Source organism: Actinoplanes sp. NPDC051513, assembly GCF_044454685.1.
GTDB lineage: Bacteria > Actinomycetota > Actinomycetes > Mycobacteriales > Micromonosporaceae > Actinoplanes.
In genome coordinates this window covers 1-21849 of sequence record NZ_JBITDW010000016.1, presented here as the reverse complement: position 1 = coordinate 21849, position 21849 = coordinate 1, and the positions used below count along the sequence as shown (strand labels likewise).

Genomic DNA, 21849 nt, shown 5'->3' with positions numbered 1-21849 from the left:
AGGTGGTGGCTATGACGATTGATCTCGAGGCCATCGCGGCCGAGCGCGAACGCATCAAAGATCTCTACCTGCACGACGACCGGCCCCCGACGAGTGCGCGCGGCCTGCACCATTTCGCGCTGATCTGCTCGGACGTGCGGCGGACGATCGAGTTCTACCAGGGGGTGCTCGAGTTCCCGCTGACGGAGATCTTCGAGAACCGGGACTATCCCGGCTCGAACCACTTCTTCTTCGACATCGGGAACGGCAATCTGCTGGCGTTCTTCGATCTGCCGGGACTCGATCTGGGGCCCTACGCGGAGGTCCTCGGTGGGCTGCACCATGTCGCGATCTCGGTGGCGCCGCAGCAGTGGGAGCGGTTGCGCGGCAAGCTCGACGGCGCCGGGGTGGAGTACGCGGTGGAGAGCGGCACGTCGATCTACTTCCGCGACCCCGACGGCGCGCGGCTGGAGCTGCTGGCCGACCCGCTGGGCGAGATGTACGGAACGCGCGTGGTCTAAACCCGGAACTGGCCGACGAGGTCCTGGAGCCGGTGCGACATTCCGGCCAGGTCCTCGGCGGTCTGCCGGGATCGCACGACGCCGTGCGCGGTGTCCTGGCTGGCGATCGCCACGCCGGCGATCCCGGTCGCGATCTGACCCGACCGGGCGTGCCGGCCCGGTAGCCGGCGATGATGCGCTCGTCGACCGCCATGAACTGCTTGAACGACTGGTCGATGCGGTCGACCAGCGCCAGCTCCGCGGCGACGAGCCGGAGCGCTCGCAGGGTCCGATCCCGATGGCGGCGAGCATGCACAGACAGACCCCGGTGAAGCGGCCCCGAGCCGAACGCCGATCTTGAAATTCTGAAGGAACCGCATCGTCATCACCCACGTGATATCACCGTCACGTTGGCGATACGGACCGGACGCCCCGCCCGAGGTCGCTACCGGCGAGCCGCCCGCGCAGGATCGGCGTCGACCCGGATCAGGCCGGCGAGCTGCTCCGGGAGGCCGGGGGAGAAGTAGACGTGGCCCATGCCCGGGACGACATGCAGGTGAGCACCCGGGATGGCGGCGGCCAGGGCCTCGGCGTGGCCCGATGGATAGATCGGGTCCTGGTCGCCGTGCACGATCGCGGTCGGCGCGGTGATCGTCGAGAGCGGGGTGAGCCGGACCGCGTCCATCTTCCGGCCGGCCCGGTTGTGGTGGGCGGCGGCGGACGGGTCGATCGCCCTCGCCCAGCAGCGTTCGAGCACCGCTCGGGCGGCCGGCTCGTCGAAGGGGAGGACGTCGCCGTTCATGACCCGGAAGAGGGCGACGTCGGCTTCCACGCCGGGCGGGGTGCCTTCCGAGTCGGCCAGGTACTGCAGGAAGCGCGGGCTCGGCGGGGGCAGGTCGTCGCGGTCGGCGGGCTGCCCGGCCATCGCTCGTTCCCAGAGCGGGCCGGGGTCGTAGCCCATGGGAGTGGTGGAGAGCAGGGTCAGGGAGCGTACGCGGGCCGGCTCGTGCACGGCCAGCCACTGCGCGATCATGCCGCCCATCGACGCCCCGGCGACGTGGGCAGACGGCAGGTCGTAGGCGTCGAGGATGGCCAGGGCGTCGGCGGCGAGGTCGGACAGGCCGTACGGATGCCGGTCGAAGTCGATGATGCTCGAGCGCCCGGTGTCGCGGTGGTCGTACCGGATCACCTGCACACCGCGGGCGACAAGGCGGTCGACCAGCGCGTCGGGGCAGGTGAAGCCCTGGGCCGACGCACCCATGATCAGCAGGACGGCGGGGTGATCGGGGTTTCCGGTCCGTTCGGTCCACAAGCGCAGCGGGCCGGAGGTCACGAACATCTCGGTCATGATCGGTGACAGTAGCCGAACCGCCCCGGAGCCAGTGGCGATCAAAGCCGCGGCGCATCGCTGACGCTTTCATGCACCGTCCTGGCCGTTGCCGCCGCGGCCGTGGTCACGGGCCTCACGCCCGCGGCGGCGGACGTCGCCGGATATTTGACCAGCTCACGCGGCAATCGGGGTCCGGCGTGAACGCCTGGAGGTCGACCGGGGGCAGCAGCCAGGGCCGGCCATCGCCGCGGGCCGCGGTCGCCGCCTTGCTCAGGATCTCTCTTGTGCCCGAGCATCGAAAAGCGAGATCATCACGCATGCTCGACCCCTCGCCCGAGGACGACGGGACCTCGCCGACCGTTTCCACACCGCGTTTCGTCGGTCGCGATCGGGAGACGGCGGCGCTGCGGAGCGCCCTGGCCCGGCCTCCGGCGATCGTGCTGGTGGAGGGCGAGGCGGGAATCGGCAAGAGTCGGCTGCTGCGCGAGTGGCTGGCCGCGCCGGACCAGCGCACCGCCCTGGTGTCAGTGTGTCCACCGCTTCGTGAGTCCCTGACGTTGGGTCCGATCGTCGACGCGTTCCTCGGGATCGAGCGCCCGATGCCGGGCTTGGGGCTCACCGAGCTCGCGGGCGCATTACGGCCGCTGTTCCCGGAATGGTCCTCGAGCCTGCCGCCGGCATTGTCACCCTTGGACGATGCGAAGGCGGCCCGGCATCGGCTGTTCCGCGCCCTGGACGAGTTGCTGCGGGCTCTGCGTGTCGACGTTCTCGTGCTCGAGGACGCGCACTGGGCCGACGAGGTGACCCTGGAGTTCCTGCTGTTCGTCATCTCCCGACAGCAGTCGGACGGGCTCAGCCTGGTGATTTCCTATCGGCCGGAGGAAGTGGACGACGGTTCGCTGTTGCTGCGGCTGACGTCCCGGTTGCCCGCCGGCGTGACCCAGCTGAGGATCGGCTTGGCGCCCATGCGACCCGACGACACGGCAGCGCTGGTGTCCTCGATGCTGGACGGCAACCCGATCTCGCAGGAGTTCACGACGTTCCTGCACGGCCGGACCGGCGGCGTTCCCCTGGCCGTGGAGGAGTCGGTCCGCCTCATGTGCGACCGCGCCGACCTCGTGTTCCGCGATGGACAGTGGGTCCGGCTGAAGCTGCGCGAGCTACAGGTTCCGCCGACGGTGCGCGACTCCACCCGGGAGCGGGTGAGCCGCCTGTCGCCGACGGCACAGCAGGTGTTGCGCGCCGCGGCCACCCTGGCCGAACGTTCCTCGGTGGCGACGATCGCGATGACCGCCGACCTCTCACCAGCCGCGTGCCGAGGCGCCATCGCGGAGGCGGCCGCCGCAGGTGTCCTGGACGGAGACGACCGCGGCCGGTGGCGGTTCCGGCATGTGCTGGCCGCCAACGCTGTCTACGAAGCGATCCCGTTGACCGACCGCAGGCACTTCCACCTGCTGGCCGGCCGGGCCTTGGAGCACCTCCATCCCCCGCCCGTGGCACGCCTGGCCCACCACTTCCGGGAGGCCCGCGAGACGGCGTCCTGGGCACGGTACGCCGAGCAGGGCGCCGAGCTGGCCATCGCCTCGGGTGACCACACCAAGGCGGTCGACCTGCTGGTCGATCTGCTGTCGTGGGCCGTACTACCGCCGGTGGACCGGGCGCGTGTCGCGCGCATCGCCGGAGTCGCCGCGCTGGGCCGTCGTGAACCGGTCGACGAGGTCTACCACCGCGTGGTCCGTGCCCTGCGCTCGGTGCTGGAGACCCCCGGCCTCTCCGCCCGCCAGCAGGCCGAGATCCGCAACCCCCTGGGCCGGCTCCTGATCACCGGGGGCGAGGCGCAGGCCGCGCTCAGCGAGCTGGAGCAGGCGGTGGCCAACCTCGACCACGACCCGTTCGAGGCGGCTCGGGCGATGACCTACCTCGGCTGGGCGTACGCGGGACCGTGGCCGGCCTCGACCCATCGGCGTTGGCTGGATCGCGCCGCCGAACTGACCGCCCAGATCGACTCCCCCGCGCAGCGGCTGAACCTGGCCGGGAACCGGGCTGCGGCCCTGCTCATGCTGGGCGAGGAGGAGGCCTGGGACGTCGTCGCCGGCATGCCCCTCGACGGCACGACGGCGGCGGAGCGTCTCGACGTGGCCCGCATCCACGTCAATGTCGGTACCGGGGCGCTGATCTGGGGTCGGTACGCCGACGCCGAGGAGCATCTCGCCGTGGCCATGCGCCTCGCCGAGGCCGAGCAGGCGTCCCGGTTGCAGCACAACGTCCGGCTCGAACAGGCCAACCTGGCGTGGAACACCGGTCGGTGGGACGGTCTGGCGGAGACGAGCGCGGCCCTCGCCGACGCCGACCGGGACCGGCCGGCCCATTACCTCGGCAGCGTTCGTCTCGCGGCCCGGCTGGCCGCCGCGGCCGGACGGCGGCGCGCCGCGGAGGAGCAGTTCCGGCTGGTCCTGGAGGAGTCGGCCCGTCTCGGCGCGGCCGACGACACGATGGAGGCCGCCGCCGCGCTGGCCCGGCTGTGGCTGACGGACGGAAACGGCCGCCGGGCGCTGAAGATCACGAACGCGCCGATGGACACCGTCCGGCGCAAGGGCATCTGGGTCTGGGCGACGGACCTCGTTCCCGCCCGGATCGAGGCGCTCCTGGCCGTCGGCGACCTGACGGCCGCGATACGCCTGGCCGACCAGTTCGCCCGAGGGCTGCGTGGCCGTACGGCACCCGCCCCTCGCGCCGCGCTCACCGTGTGCCGCGCCCTGCTGCACGCCGCGGTCGGAGACCAATCCCGGGCGGCGACGGCGTACGACCGCGCGGCGCGCGCCTGGAGCGCGTTGCCGCGGCCCTACGACGCCCTGCGCGCCCGCGAGCGCCAGGCCGAGGCGCTTGTGGCCCAGGGCCGGATCGAGCAGGGCCGCGAGCTGCTGGCGGCGCAGTACGAGCAGCTGTTCCGGCTGGGCGCCCGCGGCGACGCGGACCGGGTCGCCCAGCGGCTTCGCGAGCACGGCGCCGAGGTCCCGCGACTGTGGCGCGGCGGCCGGCGCGGGTACGGGGACCAGCTCTCACCGCGCGAGCTCGACGTGGTCCAGCTGGTCGTCGCCGGCAAGACCAACCGGCAGATCAGCCGGATCCTGGCCAAGTCTCCGGCCACGGTGGATCAACAGCTGCGCGCGGCGATGCGCAAGCTGAAGGTGAGCTCCCGGACCGCGCTCGCGGTCAAGGCGGTGGAGGCCGGCGTGTTCGCCGAAGAGGACTCCCGCGACGACGCGTCGTGAAGATTGACGTATCCGCCTAATAGCTAAGGTCGCTCGTTCCGTCTGAGCATGGCTCCATGATCCATAGCCCATGGCCGATGAATGTCTGAGCGACCCCTCGTGCGTGACGACTCCGCCATCGAGCACCCGCCACCTCCCGAGCTGTCACGGGAGCCGCACGACAGCGCCCGCGACGCCTCCGACGCCCACGACGCCGACGGTGCCGCCGACGACACGAGCCACGACCCCTACCAACCCCTGTAGGCGGAAGAGACCCCCATGAGATTCAAAGCCCTCGCGGCAACGCTGACCGCAGCGGTCGGCCTGACCATCCTCCAACAATTGCCGGCGTCCGCGGCCGAGCCGGATCCCGCCCCGGCCGCCGGCAAGATCGCCCCGACCCTGAAGGACCGCTTCCGCACGCAGCCGTCCTCCGACTTCTGGATCACCTTCGAGACCGGGGCCGACCTCGGGCCGGCGAAAAAGATCGCCGACTGGACCGCTCGTGGTCGGTTCGTCTACGACGCGCTGACCGCGGCGGCGAAGGACTCCTTGGCCTCCGTCTCGACCGAGCTCGACCGGGCCGGCGTCAAGTACACCCCCTACCCGATCGCCAACGCCGTGTTCGTCAAGGGCGGCACCGAGAAGCTCGCCCTCGACGTGGCGTCGCGGGTACAGGTCGCCGAGATCCACGCGACGCCGCAGGTCGCGCTCGTCGATCCCGTGGACGAGAAGATTCCCACTGACCGGTCCGCCCGGCCCGAAGCGCCGAAGGCCGCGGCTGAGGACGACACCGTCACCTGGGGTCTGGAGGCCATCCACGCCCCGCAGGCGTGGGCCATGGGCGCCACCGGCGCCGGCATCACCGTGTCCAATCTCGACTCGGGCGTGCAGTTCGACCACCCGGCCCTGACGCACCAGTACCGCGGCACGAAGCCCGACGGCACCGTCGACCACAACTACAACTGGATGGCCACCCGGGGCTCGTGCACGGGCGCGCCGTGCGACGACAACGGACACGGCACGCACACGATGGGCACCATGGTCGGCGACGACGGCACCAACCACGTCGGCGTCGCACCGGACGCGCAGTGGATCGCCACGAACGGCTGCTGCGACAGCACCGGCGTCGAGTCGCTGCTGCGCTCCGGCTGGTGGCTGCTCGCACCGACCGACCTCCAGGGGAACAACCCCGACCCGTCCAAGCGCCCCCACGTCATCAACAACTCGTGGGGTCAGAACGTCGAACACGACTTCGACGACTTCTTCCAGGCCGTGGACGAGGCGTGGACCGCCGCGGGCATCTTCAGCGTCTGGTCGTCGGGTAACACCTCGCCGTACGCGGCCTGTGACACCGTCTCCTCGCCCGGCGCCACCCAGAGCGCCTACTCCGTCGGCGCCCTCTCGCCGGACGGCACGCTCGCGTCGTTCTCCCGCAAGGGCGAGGGCGAGGACGGCCGGATCAAGCCCGAGATCTCCGCCCCGGGTGACGGCGTCCGTTCGTCCTATCCGAACGACAGCTATGTCGAGATGTCCGGGACGTCGATGGCGGCACCGCACGTCGCCGGCGCCGTCGCGGCACTCTGGAGCTACGACCCGACCCTGATCGGGCAGGTCGACGAGACCCGCCGCCTGCTCGGCGAGTCGGCCGTCGACGTCGACGGCACCGAGTGCGGCGGCACCGCCGACTTCAACAACATGTACGGCCAGGGCCGGCTCGACCTCGTCCGGCTGCTGGAGCTCGCGCCCCGGAAGGGCGGCACCCTCACCGGTGTCGTCACCGCCGACGGCGCCCCGGTCCCCGCCGCGGACGTGACGATCAGCGGGCCGTTCAGCCGGTCGATCGGAACCGACAAGGACGGCCGGTTCACGACGAACCTCCCGGTCGGCGACTACCGGCTCAGCACCAAGGTCTTCGGCTACCTGACCGCGACCGCCGACGTCACGATCACCCTCGGCCAGGACACCTCGGTCACGCTGCCGCTCACCGCCGCCACGAAGCACGACATCAGCGGCCGGGTCGTCGACGACAAGAAGCGGCCCGTCTCGAACGCCGACGTCTCCATCAAGGACACGCCGCTGAAGCCGGTCCGCACGGGTGCCGACGGCACGTTCACGATCAGCGCTGTCCCCGAGGGCGCGTACAGCCTGGCCGTCGAGCCCAACGCCTGCTTCTCGCCCGCGACAGTCCCGCTGACCGTCGGCGCGCGGAACGAGCCGTCCGAGATCCCGGTCGGGCTCGTCGTCGACAAGGGCGGCTACAGCTGCACCGTCGCCGAGGGCGAATACCTGCGCGGCACCGAACCGGTCACCTTCGACAGCGGTGTGTGGGCCACGGTGAAACTGCCGTTCCCGATCGCGCTCTACAACGGCAGCCACGACACCCTCGGCATCGGCCTGCGCGGCGTCATCGCCCCGGACGGCAGCACCGGACCCGGCTACGGCGGTGCGGGGATCTTCCCGTTCTACGTCGAGAGCCCCGTCGAGTTCGCCCCCGGCGGCGGTGTCTTCACGGCGGCCACCAAGGTCAACGGCGAGGACGCGTTCGTCGTCGAGTACCGCAACGCCAAGCTCTGGGCCTATCCGACCCGGTCGGAATACACGGAGCCGGTCAACTTCTCGGCCACGCTCACCCGCTCGGGCACCATGATCTTCGGGTACGGCGACGGCGTCGGGACCGACGACCCGGTGACCGCCGGCGCGCACGCCGTCACGGGCATCCAGGGCTGGGCCGGCGTCGATGGCATCCGGTTCTCCGACCACGCCCCGGTGCTGCACGACGGCATGATCGTCACCTACGACATGCCTGACTTCGGGTACCTCGACGCGACCGTCGCCGACCGGAACGACGGGCTGCCGGTCGCCGGCGCGAAGGTCTCCTTCAGCACCAAGGACGGGCTCGTCGAGACCGTCACCACCAACGGGACGGGCATCGTGCACCGCCAGCTTCCGGTCGGCGAGTACACCATGACGGTCGAGGCGCCGAACTACACGACCGCGACGTACCCCTTCTCGCTGAAACAGCTCTACGCGAAGGCCACGATCGACGCACGTCTGACCACGGGCGCGGCCGGCCTGAAGACCGACGGACTCGACGCACTGCTGGGCTCCGGCCAGAATGGCGTGGGCTCGCTCACGCTGACCAACAACGGATCCGCCCCCCTCACGTACAACCTGGGCGAAGCCGCACGGCACCCCGAGCTCGACGCCGCCGGCGCCACCGCGCGCACCGGCACCGGGGCGGCCAGCACGATCGACCTCGCCGCGTGGAAGGCCGGCGCGAGCGGCATGAAGCCGTCGAACGTCGACGGCAAGCCGGCCACCTCGAGCGCCGCGGAAGCGCAGGCGGCGGCCAGGGTCGGCGCGACCTCCGGCGGCGACGTCATCACCCGGATCTCCATCCCCGGCACGATCGCGGAGAAGGAACCCTCCGGCATCGGGTACGACGGCGACGTCTGGGTCCACGACTACAACGCGCGCACCAACACCGCCTACACGGTGACGGGCAAGAAGACCGGCAAGGTCTTCGACGCGTCGTGGAACCCCGCCTACCGGGCGTTCGACATGGCCCTGGACACCAAGACCGGTGACATGTGCCAGATGGAGGACAGCCCGGCCAGCTACATCCACTGCTTCAACCGGGAGACCGGTAAGGAGACGAGGCAGATCAAGGGTGACTGGTCCACGCTGCAGCTGACCGGTCTCGCCTACAACCCGGCCCAGGACGTCTTTTACGTCGGCGGCCGCGTGAACGGCATGATCGGGACCGTCGCCGGCACATCGCACGACAACCCGGGCGCGCTCCTGTCCTTCTGCGCCCCACCGCTGCCCGAGGTGATGGGCCTGGCCTACAACCAGGCGTCGGACACGATCTGGTACACCGACCTCACCTCGAACCGGCCCACCCGCCTGTTGCAGGTCGACCCCGACGACTGCTCGCTGGTGAACGCGTGGTGGTTCCCGGGCCAGAAGGCGGGCCAGGGCGGTGGCCTCGAGACCGACGCCACCGGTGCGCTGTGGGCGGCCGATCAACTCGCCGACGACGTCGTGCTCGTCGACGTCGAGGACGACCTGCTCACCGACCTGCCGTGGCTGTCGCTCTCCTCGACCGGCGGTACCCTCGCCCCCGGTCAGTCGACAACCGTCAAGGTCAAGATCTCCTCGAAGGGCGCCGAGCCCGGAGTCCAGGGCGCGAACATCGTGGTGCGGTCCGACTCCGGACGGCAGTCCAAGACCTACGTCCCGGTGACCCTCACGACCACGAAGTACCAGGTCGGCGTCAACGCCGGCGGCGCGAAGCTCACCGACGTCTCCGGCTACACCTGGTCGGCCGACCAGGCCGCCGGCAAGAAGTCGTGGGGCTACGAGAGCAGGACGAAGGTCGCCTTCACGAAGGCCCCGATCGCCGGCACGACGGACGACGCCCTGTTCCAGTCGCAGCGCACCACGGCCGACAAGCAGTTGTTCTACCGCTTCCCGGACGCGCCCAAGGGCACCTATGCGATCGACTTCGGGTTCGCCGAGATCGACAAGGTGGGCAAGGGAAAGCGGGTGTTCGACGTCCTCCTGGACGGAGCGCTGACGGACTATGCGTACGACCCGGCCGCGGCCGTGGGGCCGAACGCCGCCGACTGGCGTAAGGCCGTCGTGCAGCACGAGGGCGGTCCGCTGACCGTGGAGCTGCGGGGTTCGAAGGGCCTGAAGGCTCCGAGCATCGCCGCGCTGCGCGTGACGCTCGACCCGCGCGCCGACGAGGCGCCGCCGGAGGAGCAGCCCGAGCAGCCGGACCCGGGTCCCGTGCCGGTGGCCCCCGCCGGTCGCTCGTACACGATGAAGGTGACCGACGGGCTCTACCGCCGGGGCACGCAGGAATCCGGCTGGCACGGCGACGACCTCTGTGGCCCGCTGTTCTTCAACGCCGACTACCTCCAGCCGTTCTACGACACCGCCTGGGACGGCGTGTGCGTGACGACGAACGGCACGCTGGTCTTCGACCGTGCCAGCACGTCGGGGAACAACACGGCGCTCCCGTCCCCGTACCCGATCGACGCGATCTACCCGCTCTGGGACGACCTGATCGTCGACGACGAGGCGGGCATCTACTTCGGCACGACCGAGGTGGACGGGGTGCCGGCGCAGATCGTCGAATGGCGCAACGTCGCCTTCTACAGTGACCAGACGGCGCGCGTCAGCTTCTCGGTCACCTTGATCGCCGACGGACGGATCCAGATCGGCTACGGCGACGGCGTCGGCGGCGACAACCCCCTCACCCAAGGGTCGTCGGCGACGGTCGGTGTGGAGAGCCTGAACCGCAACCCCGCGGGCCAGTACTCCTTCGACCAGCCCGTCCTGAAGGCCGGCCTGGGGCTGGAGTACAGCCTCCCGGCCGCGGGCACGATCGAGGGCACGGTCACCGACTTCAACGACGGCAAGCCGATCGAGGGCGCGGTCGTCACGCTCGAAGGGCCCGCGGGTGAGCGGGTCATCACGACCGACGTGAAGGGCCGATGGAAGGCCCAGGCGCTGGTCGGCGAGAACACCGTGCAAGTCGAGGCGCCGAACTACGTCACCACCGGCCGCTCGGTGAACATCGCCAAGAAGGATCAGGCCGAGGTGATGGACACGGCGCTGACCACGGGCATCGCCACCGTCACCGGAGGGGACCTCGACTGGCTCCTCGACAAGGGCCAGAAGGCGACGGCCAAGGCGATCGTCACCAACAGCGGCTCCGCCCCGCTCGAGGTACGGATCAGCGAGCAGAAGCGCACCAGCGACGGCGGGCACGAGGCCGGCGACCTTCCGTGGCTCACCCTCTCCGGCGCGGCCGCGACCGGCGCGGTCAGACTCGCGGCCGGTGCGTCCACCACGGTCACGGTGACGGCCGACAACGCCGGCATCAAGCCCGGCGTGCTCGTCGGGGACTTGCTCGTGGCCTCGAACGCCGGCAAGGGCGAGACCCAGCTCAAGTCGGTTCGCCTGGCGACGTCGGCCTACTGGAAGGGCGTCGACGCCGGTGGATCGGGGTACGTCGATGCCGCCGGCTTCTACTGGGCGCCCGACCAGGCGCTCGGCTCGCGGCCCTGGGGCTACGCCGGCGGCAAGGTGAGTACCACCAGGGCCGCCATCGCCGGCACCGAGGACGACGCGCTGTTCCGCACCCAGCGGACCGGTGAGACGTTCAGCTACGTGTTCAAGAACGCCCCGGCGGGGACGTACCGGATCGGCCTCGACTTCGCGGAGATCGAGAAGGTCAAACCCGGCAAGCGTGCCTTCGACGTGCTCACCGACGGCAAGATCGCACTCTACGACCATGACGTGCAGGCGAAGGTGGGTGCGCTGACCGCGGACACGAACACGGTCATCGTCGAACACACCGGTGGCGATCTGACGATCGTGTTCACCCGTGAGCGGGGCGAGGCGGACCCGATCCTCAACGCCCTGAAGGTCCAGGAGGATCCGCGCCTCTGAGTTGATCCACCAACAACGGTCAGAGCCTCCCCGGCAAAGTCGCCGGGGAGGTCCGTCCGGTCAACTCCCTCGATGACCTGGCCCGTCCGGACCTGTTCGAGTCCGACGAAGAACTGGACGACGTTCTCACCGACATCTACGCCTCCCGGCGGGCCGGCACCGAGTGAGCCTCGTGGTCCTGGATACCGATGTCGCGTAAACGATCCTGAGAGATCGGCTCCATGACCGGCTTCAGGCCCGATTGACCGGTAAGACGCTGTGCATCACGTTCGTCACGCTCGGAGAGCTGACCAAGTGGACCGCCCTGCGCAGTTGGGGTCCCCGCAAGCTGGCCGACCTCGCTCCATGGCGGACAGAGTTCGTCGTCCTGCCGTTCGACGAGGCCGTGGCCACCACGTGGGGTCACCTCCAGGCAAGAGCGCAACAACGCGGACGGCCGCGGCCGATGAACGACTCATGGATCGCCGCGTGCTGTCTCGTCGACCGGCTCGCCCTCGCCACCTTCAACGGCAAGGACTTCGCAGACTTCGGCGAGTACGACGGACTGCGCCTCTTCGACGTCTCGTAGAGACAGCTGCGTCCGGTCCCGCCATGCTCAGTGACGTCCGACAGCAGGCATGACCGGCGATCGACGTCGGCCGTGTTGATCCAGGCCGACGCGGGGGTCCATCTGGCTCTCCGCTAGGGGGTCCGTTTGTGGGGCGGACGGGACTCGAACCCGTGACCGATCGATTATGAGACGTCCGGTCGCGGTGGTCCGAAGCCTCTACCAGCAACTGTGGTTACGCCTGGACCATCTCGTAACTGCTGTCCTGTCACCGGTAGACGGCAGTTCGCGTCACGAGCGGTGTCACGGTGCCGGCGCGCCTGCGGCCGGCCCATCCAGTTTACGAAGCTATGACCCACGGAACAGAAGAGGGCTCCCTCGTGGCGATCCTCGGTCTCTACAAGCGTCTTCTTTGTTCCTGCCGTGGCTCCACGGTCCCCGCGGTCCTTGATTGTCGGCAGTTCACTCCACGATTGGCTCCACGGATACGTGAACAGCCGTCCGACTGAGCATCATCAGGCAGGGCGCGTACGCTGTCCGTCTGCTGAAATCGGGAGCCAGGGAGAGGCGTGTGGTAGGACTTTTGCCGCCGCGGCCAGGAAGGTCGCAGCCGAGCGACAGACGAGGCGACGTCACGCCAGCCTTCCGATCGTTTGTGGAGCGCTGGCTGGCGCAGTACCTAGATCAGTCGCCACGCGGCGACCGATGGGCCAGCGGCCTGTCCACGGCACTCGATCTGCCGATGGAACCCGGAGGCCGGGTGACACCTCTTGGGTACATCCTCGATCACCTCGACAGAGGAGACGAGGAGCTACTGGACGTCTTACACAACGCCATACTAGTGATCAACGACGGAACAGTGGCCTTCCGCCCGCCGCCACCCCATGAGGAAGTTGAGCGACACCTTGCATACGCTCGATCGATTTGGAGCGCAACCGCCGGCGGTCTCGTTAGTCGGGCGGAGCCGACCGCGATGAGTGCGTTCCGAGAGGCATCGGGGCCTGACGACCTGTCCTCCGAGCACCTGAAGCACGCCTGGGCGAAGGCTTATGAGCGCAATGGAGACCCGTCGGATGCTTGGGATCACGCCGTCAAGGCGGTCGAGCATATCCTCCTGCCGGTCATCCCTAGGCAGGATCAAGCTCAGATCGCTCACGTCGTAGGCCAACTCGGCGGCCAGGGCGACCAATATGAAGTCGGCCTGCAGTTCAACCAAAGCGCGCCACCAAGGACGCCGCCCTTCAGCCCCGTCGAGGCATTTGCCGGCATGCTCCGGCTGATCTACCCGAACCCCGACCGTCATGTCGGAGCGAACCATCGCGTCCCGAGCGCGGAGGAAGCTCGAGTGGTAGTCCAGCTGGCAATCGCCGTCGTTCAGTGGGCTAGGGAAGGTCTAATACACAAGCGGTGAAGTCGTTCGTCCACCAGCTGCGCCGCGCTCATTTACTTGGGGGATGTCAGATGCGGCCGGTGTCGGCCCTGCGCGCATACGCCGGGCCGACCAGCCAGCAACATCACGCTCAACGTCCAAGTAGCTGCCCAAGGAATTCCGCGAGTCGGCCGGCGTCATCTAGGTTGCTGATTGCAGCTCCGGCGAGCATCCACCCAAGCCAGCGCGGCATGCTGAGGGTGACCTTGAGCATTGGGTCACGGTCCAGGTCCGGTTTCTTGTTCACTGCACTCGATCCGTTTCGGACGTCTTCACACGGGTGCGCGGTGCGGGGAGGACGAGCGCTCCGGAGCGTCGGTACTCGAATTGGGCGGTGAATCCGACGGGGCTCAGCGGTGTCTTGCGGTACCGCTCGCGTCGCCTGATCAGCTTTAGCTCGGTCAGATTCTTCAGCCCTCGCTCGGTGGTGTCCGCCGACCAGCCGTACCACTTGGGCATCTGCTCGGCCGGGAACGCCCGCCAGTCCCGCTCGGCGCAGATCGAGAGCATCATGGCCATGCCAGGAAGGTTGAGCTTCTCGTCGGTGCCGGTCGTCCAGAGTTTGATCGGGATCTGCAAGTAGGCGTCGTTGTTGCCATTGATGCCTGGCCGGGTGTAGTCCTCGCCCGATGCATCCTCGCGCAGGAGGACAACTGAGACTTTCCGGCTGCCGGGGACTCGCTCACAGTGGATTAGCTTCTTCTTCGCGAGCCGCTCCATGGTGCGCCAGGCTGCGGTTCGGGCGGCGGCGTCTGTGGCGTGGTCGGTGGTTCCGAAGAGCCGCGCCCATACGAGGCTGTCCAGCTTGGTGTGCCAGCCGTTGTCGTCGGTGTTTGCGCTCGCAGCCAGGATCATCAGGTAGGCGCGCAGGCCGCGGAGATCGCCGGCAGTGACGAACGGGGCCAGCACGCTGGTGCGGTCTGGCTCCTCCATGCGCTTCTGCACGAAGATCTTTCTTAGTGGAACCGCGGGCCGCTTGGCCCGACCGAACAGCGCGGCGCGCGTCTCGCGTGGGGTCGGGGTGTCGGGCTTTCTGAGGAGGGGGAATGTCGGGCTCTTCTTCTTGCCGGATCGTGCCGGCGCAACTGTCGTTTGCATGTCGACCAAGATGCCATACGGCTCCAACCTAGACCGACTAGATGGTCCAGGCGGACTTTGCCTCTAGAGCGGGTGTATGACGAGTGCCACGTGACGATGACCAAATGACGAGTGCCGGATGACGAGTGCCATGCCGATACCCAGTGCTCGGACTGGCCCCAGCCCGGCGGGCCGTGGACATGCGGGGCGGCGGGTCGGTCCCGACCACCTCAGCGCGCAGGTAGGTCACTAGCCAAGTTCTCCGTGAAGCGGGCAAGCGAACACAGCCCCGACCGCAACTCCCTGGCGGAGGGTCACGACCTTCTTGTCCAGGTCCACGTTCTTCCACTGCAGCGCACATAGCTCGCCACGGCGGGCGCCAAGCGTCATGGCGCTCCAGACGAAGGTCCCCCAATCCGGATCGCGCCACGCTGCCGTCACGATCCGGGAAACGTCCGCAACGCTCGGCGGTCGGGGGTCCGGATGGGGGAGGGCCGGCTTATCGGCCAGCTCGGCCGGATTGGCAGCGATCCACTTCCACCGCACTGCCTTGTCGAAAGCGCCGCTCAGGATCCAGTGGACCTGTCGGACGCTGGATGCCGAGAGCCCCTTGCAGACGTGCCTGTTGCAGCGCGTATCGCACTCGTGCGGGCGGGCGGTTCGATGCTCGATGAACCGCCGGCCGTTGCAGTGGAGCCGACACTTCCGCAGCTTCGCGTAGAGCGTCTCCAACAGTTCTGCGTCGACCCGCGAGACCTGAACTCCGCCGAGGATTGGCCGTATGTGCTTCTCGACCATGAACGCGTACCCGCGCCGGGTTGACGGCTCGACGTCGAGAACCTCCAGCCACCGATCCAAGAGGTGATCGACCTTCGTTCGGGTGCGCGGATTGCGCCGTTCGTCGACCTGGCTGAGCAGCCGGGTACGTGCCTTCTCCGCTTCCTGAGCAACGTTCGGGCCGGGAGGGATCACCTCGGTCAGGTCGTGCCGGCGGCCGGTCAGGGGGTCAATCCTCGCGTACACCCGCACGCGCAACGCGCCGCTCGGCAACGCGTCGACCGTCCCCCGTTGCCGCTGGCGAGGCCTGCTGCGCGCGCCACAAACCGGACGCTAGCACCGTTTCGTGTCACGACTCGTGTCACGCGGGCCGTCCGCCCGGGTACCTGCTGTCTGGTTTTTGCTGGTGGGGCGGACGGGACTCGAACCCGTGACCGATCGATTATGAGTCGACTGCTCTAACCCACTGAGCTACCGCCCCTTACCGGCGGCGATCCTAACCCGCCAATCAGCCCGCAAGCCACCGATCTACGCTGCCACCCGCGCGCCCAGCCAAGACAACACCGCCCCCGCCGTCCGCCATCCCCCGGCGAGCGCCCCCTGGATGGACGGGCTGTCGCGGTGATCTCCGGCGACGAACAGGCCGTCTCCCAGGTCTACCGGTTTGCGCAGGTTGGCCTGCGGGACCCGGGCCGACGGGAGTGCCGCGGGAATGCTGATCACCTCGAGCAGCTCCCAGGAATCGGTGGGGACGCCGTACATTCTGGCCAGCTCCACCCGGATCACCGACTCCGAGGCGCTCGACGGCGCCGACACCCCCACCACCGACGCGGCGATCAGCGACTTCCCGCTGGGTGCGTACTCGGGCGCGGCGTTGCTGACGACCACCGTGTTCGCGATGATCTCGCGCCGGTCGCCGTCCAGCACCAACGTGGGCTCGTCGAGCGGCGCCCGATCCGCGCCGAAATAGAACGTCGTGAGCCCGTGCATGTCGGGCGGGGGCAGCTGCGGAAGCAGTCCGGCCGCGGACGCGGGGTCGGTGGCCACGACCACGGCTCGGCAGCGGATTTCGCCACCCTCGGTGACGACCAGGCCGGAGCCCAGCGACAGGGTGCGAGCGCCGATCAGCAACTGTGGGTAGGGGAGTGGTCCGGCCACGGCGGCCGGCAGCGCGGCCATCCCGGCGGCCGGCACCCCGATCCGGCCCCGGGTGAACGAGCGCAGCATCATCGCGAACACGTGACTCGACGTGTCCAGCGACCGGTCGGCGAAGACGCCGGACAGGAACGGCCGCAGCACCTCTTCGATCATGCGGTGGGACAGGCCGGCCTTGCGCAGCATCTCCTGCGTGGTCGTCTCGCGGGCCTCGAGCAGGCGGGCGGCGGGCATGGAGGCGCAGCGGGTGGCGAGCGCGGCGAACTTCAGGCGGTCACTCAGCGTGCCCACCCCGGAGGTCAGCGTCTGGGGTGTCGCGAGCGGGCCACGCAGGGGATTCTCCAGGCGGTGGAGGTCGCCGCCGCGGCGGACCAGGACACCGGAAGTGAAGTAGCGCATGTCCAGGGCACCGATGTCGATCAGGGCGGGGATGCGCGGGTAGGCGGTGTTGAGCACCTGGAAGCCCCGGTCCAGCCGCCATCCGTCGATGACATCCGTCGTCACGCGTCCGCCGATGCGGTCGGAGGCCTCGATCAGCAGCCACTCGATCCCGGCGCGGTCCAACCGGCGGGCGGCGGCGAGGCCGGCGAGTCCGCCGCCGACGATGACGACATCCACCTCCACGGGCTGCGACACGGGCACCTCACAAGGGGACGAAAAGGGCAAGCCCCAGCCTAACGGCGAGTGTTGGCCGAGGCAGGCGAATCGGTCACGCTTGAGACAACCCCCGTCACGTACGCGACGACCCCGCCCCCAACCGCAACCCGGCCCGCCCCCGCCGCGCAAACTGCGGGGGCGCCGCCTCGGGGCCGCACCCAGAAACAACCGAACGCGAAAGCCCGTCAAGCCGGGCCGAGCACGACGAATATCAAATATCAAGCACGAGATCGTCGACTGGCCGCGCGCAGCACAGCAACGCCTCCCCTGCGGCCGGCCGTTCGAGCGGCTCCGGCTCGTAGGACACGTCCCCGCTCAACACCGGTGTCACGCAGGTGTGGCAAACCCCGGTCCGGCAGGACCACCGGGTCGGCACATCACAGGCCTCGGCCAGCTCGAGCAGCGAGCCATCCCCCGACGGCACCGTCAGCCCGCTGCGAGCAAAGGTCACCCGAGGCCCGGTCCCGGCCGCCCCGACCGGCTGGTGCGGCGCCACCACGGCGGCCGGCGCCGTCAGCCCCGGATTGATCGCCGACCGCGCCCCGAACAGCTCGGTGTGCAGCCGCCCCGGATCCAGCCCGGCCCCGGTCAGCGCCGCCCGCATGTCGTCCATGAAACCCTGCGGCCCGCAGATGTAGGCGTCCGCCGAGACCGGCAGCCCGAGCGCACCGATTCCCGCGACGGTCTGCGCCCGCCCGAAGAAGACGTGCTCCCGGCCATGCGGCAGCGCCCTCAGCAACTGACGCGCCTCGTCCGCGAAGGCCTGCGTAGCCGCGTCATGGGCGGTTTGCAGCCACCACACCTCCCGCGAGCTCCCCGACGCCGCCAGCTGATGCAGCATCGCCAGCACGGGCGTGACCCCCACCCCGGCCGAGATCAGCAGCACCGGCGAGGAGCCCTCGATCAACACGAACTCCCCCCGGGGCGCCGCCGCCTCGATCACCGCGCCGACCTGTAACGACGTGTGCAGATAGGTGCTGACCTTCCCGTCCCGCTTGACGCTGATCCGGTACGTCCCGTCATCCGCCCCCGACGACAGCGAGTAGCTGCGAACCGCCCCGTCCACGCGAACGGTCACGTACTGCCCCGGCCGGGGAACGGGTAGCCGGGATCCGTCGGCGGACTCGAGGCGTACGGAAAGAATGGCGGAACTCTCCGGCGTCAGCGCGACCACCCGCAGCGGGCGAAAGCCCGCCCATCCCGGCTCGACGCCGACCGCGGGCGCGCCGCCGCCGTCGAGCAGTTCCCGGAACGACTGCTGCCACCCCGGGCTGAGCGCCGGAATGTCGATGGCGTCCCGCAGCCGCGGAAAGGAGCGATCGGGCAGATACAACAGCGCGTCGGTCTCGGCCACGCTCAGCGCATGCGGCCCGCGCCGGGTCCGCTCGATGGAATCGCCCGCCCGGACCATTCCCTCGGCGATCACCCGCAGGTAGAAGCCCGGCCGGTGATGGGCCACGAGCAGCGACGGCATGCTCGGCACCCCGAGCCGCATCCCGACCCGATAGCAGGTCACCCGGGGCTGAGTGACCTCGAACTCGGCCTCGCCGATCCGATACCGATCCCCGATGCAGACCTCGTCGTCCGGCAGCCCGGAAACCGTGAAGTTCTCGCCGAAGTGCCCGTGGCCGATATCGTCGCGCCCCAGTTCCCGGCGCCAATACTCGATCGACTCGAGCTGGTAGGCGAGCACCGCGCGCTGCTCCCCGCCGTGCCCGCCGAGATCGCCTTGCCCATCCCCGTCGAGATTGAGCCGTCGCGCCATCACCGGACCGTCGACCGGCGATTTGTAGATGCCGGTGTGCACGGTCTTCCCGTGCCATCCGACGTCCCGCGGCATGCCCACGTTCACCGAGACCAGCGTTGCCATCCGAACTCCCTACGTGAGCGGCTCGCCGCCGTCGACGCGCAGCGTCACGCCGGTCAGGAACGGATTCGTCATTGCGCACCTCATCCGCGCTGCTGGAAGCCCCTCTCCTGCAGCGTCCACTGGTTACCGTCCGGGTCCTGGAAATCGGCGAAGCTCGCGTAGCCGCGGCGCTCCGGGTGGATGCCCGGCACGAAGTCGCCCGGCCAGTCGGCCGACGCCTTGTGCCGGATCGGCGAGACCTCGACGCCACCGTCGACCAGCTGCTGCCGGGCCAGCGAGATGTCGTCGACGACAAGGTAGCGGGTCTGGCCGAACCCGACGCCGAACTTCGAGGCGGAGATCCATCAGACCAGCGTCTCGCCGCCGTCCACGCCCAGCACCTGGCCGGTCGTGAACGTGCTGGTCAGGGGCGAAGAGCACGGCGGAGGCGACGTCCGCGAGCAGCCCCAGCAGCCCGAGGCCGACCATGAAGGGGTCGGGCGGGCTGCCCGCGCTGATGCCGAACGCGGTGCGCAGCGCCTCGGCCTGCGCCGCGGGCAGATGGGCGAGCCGGTTGAGCATCGGAGCGCAGATCTGGTGCAGCGCCGCGAAGGCCAGCTCCCGCTCGGCCTCGATCCCGACCGCGCGGACGACGTGGCAGCCGGTGGCCCGGCCGCGCAGGTGCTCCAGCAGGACGGCCTTGCCGATGCCGGCCTCGCCGCGCAGCACCAGCGCCCGGCTCTCGCCCGTCGCGATGTCGGCGAGGAGGCCGATCGAGCTCGGCGCGCTCGGCGACGCGGTCCAGGAGCATGTCAGACCTTCCGATGCCGTTCGTGGTGCCGGGCGACCCGCACCCGGTTGCCGCAGACGTTCGGGGCGCACCAGCGGCGGCGCTTGTTCTCGGCGAGAAAGACCATCGAGCAGGCCGGGTTGGCGCAGCGGCGCAGCAGCTCGAGCCGCTCGGGGTCGGCCAGCAGCGCGATCGCCTCTCCGGCGACGGCGGCGAGCCGACCCATTAGGCCGCAGGACACAGCAGGTTGCCGCCCGTGTGGGGCCCATGGGACGATGCGGCGGAAACAGAAAAGGGGCCCGACGGGACCCCTGAAGGATTGCTCCCCCATTTGGACTCGAACCAAAAACCTGCCGGTTAACAGCCGGCTGCTCTGCCAATTGAGCTATGGGGGATCGCTTGGCACCTGCCTTGCTCGGTGCCGGGGAACAGAGTACATGACCCCCGGCCATCTGCGCGAAGGGGTTGCCCGGCGCGCCGCACCCGGGTGAAACACCTGGTGCGGGAGTACGTGCCGGGCAGGATGGGTAAGAGCCTTGAGGACGCATGCGCGTCACGTACGGAAGGAGCCGCCATCATGCGCGGAAAGCTGATGTTCATCGCCGGCCTCGCGGCGGGCTTCGTCCTGGGCAGCCGGGCCGGCCGGGAGAAGTACGAGGAGATCCGGGACAACGCCAAGAAAGTTTGGGAGAGTCCCACGGTCCAGGAAGCGGCCGGCGTGGCCCAGGCGCAGGCCAACAAGCTCTACTCGGAGGGCAAGGACAAGCTCCAGTCCTCCAAGCTGGGCGAGAAGCTCCAGGCGACCTCGGACACGACTCCGGCCGAATCGCTGGCCGGTTCGAACAGCAAGACCCCCGGCACCGCCTGATTTCTCGCTCGACCGCGACGGCCGCCCCCGGACACGGGGGTGGCCGTTTGCGCATCCCCGTGCCGAACCCCGGCCCCGCCGGCTTCTTCGTCCGCCACGGGTTCGCGCCGACGACCACCTACGAGCTGATCTGGAAGAGCGCAGCTATCCGCCGAAGGCCCTGTTGGGCGTCGCCCACGAGTTCGCCACCGGGCGACGGCTCGCCTCCGGGGACTTCGAAGGCGGCAAGACCGGCGCCGTACGGGTGCTGGAGCGGCTCGGCTTCACGGTCCAGCACATTGCCTAGCTAGGGTTCAAGGGTGACCGACGAGAACAAGTGGCTGCGGATGGTCTCGGCAGATCCCGGGCACTCACAGCGCTACATCCAGCGGTTCCGGGATCTCGCGGCCGGCGGCATGGATCTCGGCGGCGAGGCTCGGATGATCGACGCCATGGTGGGGCGCGGCTCGCGGATCCTCGACGCCGGGTGCGGCACCGGGCGGGTCGGCGGGTTTCTGCTCGAGGCGGGCCACGAGGTGGTCGGGCTCGACCTCGATCCCGAGCTGATCGCGGTGGCCCGGGACGAGCATCCCAAGGGCGAGTGGCATGTCGGTGACCTGGCGAAGCTCGACCTGCCGGGCCACTTCGACGTGGCGGTCTGCGCGGGCAACGTGATCACCTTCGTGGCGCCGTCGACGCGGGTCGAGATCCTGCGCCGGCTGGGCGCCCGCCTGAGCGCCGAGGGGCGGCTCGCGGTCGGCTTCGGGGCCGAGCGTGGGTACGCGTTCGACGCGTTCCTCGCCGACACGGCGACCGCCGGCCTGAAGCCGGACCTCCTGCTCGGCAGCTGGGACCTGCGCCCGTTCACCCCGGAGTCCGACTTCCTGGTGGCGCTCCTCGTGCGCGAGGCCGGCTAGCGACGTTCTGGGGTTGGGGTCTCGCTTGTCCCCACCCCGTGGTGCTGCCTCGTCGCTCACGGTGGGGGTGGCCGGTTGCGGTTGCCGCGGCCGGCGGCTGGCTGGTCGGGCTCGGCTGTGGCGTCCGGTCGGGGTGCCTTGGCCGGCCGGCTCTTAGCTTCGCGTTTAACGTCTGGGCTGTGTTCAGTCGCTCTGTGGAGGGACTGGCATGGAACGGCCACCTGATCACTGTGAGGAGAGGCGAATCTTCTCGGGAGGTTCAGGTGGCCGTTGTTC

The 21849-nt window shown here is 69.5% G+C and carries 16 protein-coding genes and 2 tRNA genes; 9 read left to right on the top strand and 9 right to left on the bottom strand.

The window, feature by feature from the left end:
* Window positions 1-11: 11 nt before the first annotated feature.
* Window positions 12-500, top strand: coding sequence for a VOC family protein (locus ACIA5D_RS35525; RefSeq protein ID WP_396034790.1), 489 nt, complete (start codon window positions 12-14; stop codon window positions 498-500).
* 424 nt (window positions 501-924) lie between these two features.
* On the opposite strand, the gene ACIA5D_RS35520 is transcribed toward ACIA5D_RS35525, so the two are convergent.
* Window positions 925-1827, bottom strand: a complete 903-nt coding sequence (locus ACIA5D_RS35520; protein ID WP_396034789.1) for an alpha/beta fold hydrolase — start codon at window positions 1825-1827, stop codon at window positions 925-927.
* A gap of 299 nt (window positions 1828-2126) precedes the next feature.
* On the opposite strand from ACIA5D_RS35520, the gene ACIA5D_RS35515 reads away from it, so the two are divergent.
* The 5 genes from ACIA5D_RS35515 (at window position 2127) to ACIA5D_RS35495 (ending at window position 13486) form a co-directional block, all read left to right on the top strand.
* Complete coding sequence (locus tag ACIA5D_RS35515; RefSeq protein WP_396034788.1) at window positions 2127-5081, top strand: helix-turn-helix transcriptional regulator; 2955 nt, start codon at window positions 2127-2129, stop codon at window positions 5079-5081.
* An 81-nt stretch (window positions 5082-5162) separates the two neighbouring features.
* Entirely contained in the window at window positions 5163-5324 is a 162-nt protein-coding gene (locus ACIA5D_RS35510; RefSeq protein WP_396034787.1) for a hypothetical protein, read from the top strand.
* Between the two features lie 15 nt (window positions 5325-5339).
* Window positions 5340-11528 (top strand): S8 family serine peptidase, encoded by a 6189-nt coding sequence (locus ACIA5D_RS35505; protein ID WP_396034786.1) that lies wholly within the window; start codon window positions 5340-5342, stop codon window positions 11526-11528.
* A gap of 202 nt (window positions 11529-11730) precedes the next feature.
* On the top strand, window positions 11731-12096 hold the full coding sequence (locus ACIA5D_RS35500) for a PIN domain-containing protein (RefSeq protein WP_396034955.1): 366 nt from the start codon (window positions 11731-11733) through the stop codon (window positions 12094-12096).
* 634 nt (window positions 12097-12730) lie between these two features.
* Window positions 12731-13486: a hypothetical protein gene (locus ACIA5D_RS35495; protein WP_396034785.1), complete on the top strand. Its 756-nt coding sequence runs from the start codon at window positions 12731-12733 to the stop codon at window positions 13484-13486.
* Between the two features lie 261 nt (window positions 13487-13747).
* Here the strand turns inward: ACIA5D_RS35495 and ACIA5D_RS35490 are convergent, their stop codons facing one another.
* The 8 genes from ACIA5D_RS35490 to ACIA5D_RS35455 form a co-directional block, all read right to left on the bottom strand.
* Window positions 13748-14602 (bottom strand): hypothetical protein, encoded by an 855-nt coding sequence (locus ACIA5D_RS35490; RefSeq protein ID WP_396034784.1) that lies wholly within the window; start codon window positions 14600-14602, stop codon window positions 13748-13750.
* A 228-nt stretch (window positions 14603-14830) separates the two neighbouring features.
* On the bottom strand, window positions 14831-15631 hold the full coding sequence (locus ACIA5D_RS35485) for a tyrosine-type recombinase/integrase (protein WP_396034783.1): 801 nt from the start codon (window positions 15629-15631) through the stop codon (window positions 14831-14833).
* Between the two features lie 131 nt (window positions 15632-15762).
* A tRNA-Ile gene (locus ACIA5D_RS35480) sits at window positions 15763-15839 on the bottom strand.
* A gap of 47 nt (window positions 15840-15886) precedes the next feature.
* Entirely contained in the window at window positions 15887-17149 is a 1263-nt protein-coding gene (locus tag ACIA5D_RS35475) for an NAD(P)/FAD-dependent oxidoreductase (RefSeq protein WP_396034782.1), read from the bottom strand.
* Between the two features lie 232 nt (window positions 17150-17381).
* Entirely contained in the window at window positions 17382-19040 is a 1659-nt protein-coding gene (locus ACIA5D_RS35470; protein WP_396034781.1) for an MOSC domain-containing protein, read from the bottom strand.
* Between the two features lie 123 nt (window positions 19041-19163).
* Window positions 19164-19748: a hypothetical protein gene (locus tag ACIA5D_RS35465; protein WP_396034780.1), complete on the bottom strand. Its 585-nt coding sequence runs from the start codon at window positions 19746-19748 to the stop codon at window positions 19164-19166.
* Window positions 19749-19831: 83 nt separating this feature from the next.
* Window positions 19832-20035, bottom strand: coding sequence for a CGNR zinc finger domain-containing protein (locus ACIA5D_RS35460; protein ID WP_396034779.1), 204 nt, complete (start codon window positions 20033-20035; stop codon window positions 19832-19834).
* Window positions 20036-20131: 96 nt separating this feature from the next.
* A tRNA-Asn gene (locus ACIA5D_RS35455) sits at window positions 20132-20204 on the bottom strand.
* 182 nt (window positions 20205-20386) lie between these two features.
* On the opposite strand from ACIA5D_RS35455, the gene ACIA5D_RS35450 reads away from it, so the two are divergent.
* The 3 genes from ACIA5D_RS35450 to ACIA5D_RS35440 all read left to right on the top strand — a co-directional run bounded on the left by ACIA5D_RS35450 (window position 20387) and on the right by ACIA5D_RS35440 (window position 21573).
* Window positions 20387-20677 carry a hypothetical protein gene (locus ACIA5D_RS35450; protein ID WP_396034778.1) on the top strand — a complete coding sequence of 97 codons (291 nt, stop codon included), beginning with the start codon at window positions 20387-20389 and terminating at the stop codon, window positions 20675-20677.
* Between the two features lie 163 nt (window positions 20678-20840).
* Window positions 20841-20963, top strand: coding sequence for a hypothetical protein (locus ACIA5D_RS35445; protein ID WP_396034777.1), 123 nt, complete (start codon window positions 20841-20843; stop codon window positions 20961-20963).
* A gap of 40 nt (window positions 20964-21003) precedes the next feature.
* Complete coding sequence (locus tag ACIA5D_RS35440) at window positions 21004-21573, top strand: class I SAM-dependent methyltransferase (protein ID WP_396034954.1); 570 nt, start codon at window positions 21004-21006, stop codon at window positions 21571-21573.
* Window positions 21574-21849 lie beyond the last annotated feature (276 nt).

Bases quoted from the DNA above. Each gene is read 5' to 3' on its own strand.
- ACIA5D_RS35525 (WP_396034790.1), top strand. From the start codon at position 12: ATGACGATTGATCTCGAGGCCATCGCGGCCGAGCGCGAACGCATCAAA.
- ACIA5D_RS35520 (WP_396034789.1), bottom strand. From the start codon at position 1,827: ATGACCGAGATGTTCGTGACCTCCGGCCCGCTGCGCTTGTGGACCGAA.
- ACIA5D_RS35515 (WP_396034788.1), top strand. From the start codon at position 2,127: ATGCTCGACCCCTCGCCCGAGGACGACGGGACCTCGCCGACCGTTTCC.
- ACIA5D_RS35510 (WP_396034787.1), top strand. From the start codon at position 5,163: ATGTCTGAGCGACCCCTCGTGCGTGACGACTCCGCCATCGAGCACCCG.
- ACIA5D_RS35505 (WP_396034786.1), top strand. From the start codon at position 5,340: ATGAGATTCAAAGCCCTCGCGGCAACGCTGACCGCAGCGGTCGGCCTG.
- ACIA5D_RS35490 (WP_396034784.1), bottom strand. From the start codon at position 14,602: ATGCAAACGACAGTTGCGCCGGCACGATCCGGCAAGAAGAAGAGCCCG.
- ACIA5D_RS35470 (WP_396034781.1), bottom strand. From the start codon at position 19,040: ATGGCAACGCTGGTCTCGGTGAACGTGGGCATGCCGCGGGACGTCGGA.
- ACIA5D_RS35460 (WP_396034779.1), bottom strand. From the start codon at position 20,035: ATGGGTCGGCTCGCCGCCGTCGCCGGAGAGGCGATCGCGCTGCTGGCC.
- ACIA5D_RS35450 (WP_396034778.1), top strand. From the start codon at position 20,387: ATGCGCGGAAAGCTGATGTTCATCGCCGGCCTCGCGGCGGGCTTCGTC.
- ACIA5D_RS35440 (WP_396034954.1), top strand. From the start codon at position 21,004: ATGGTCTCGGCAGATCCCGGGCACTCACAGCGCTACATCCAGCGGTTC.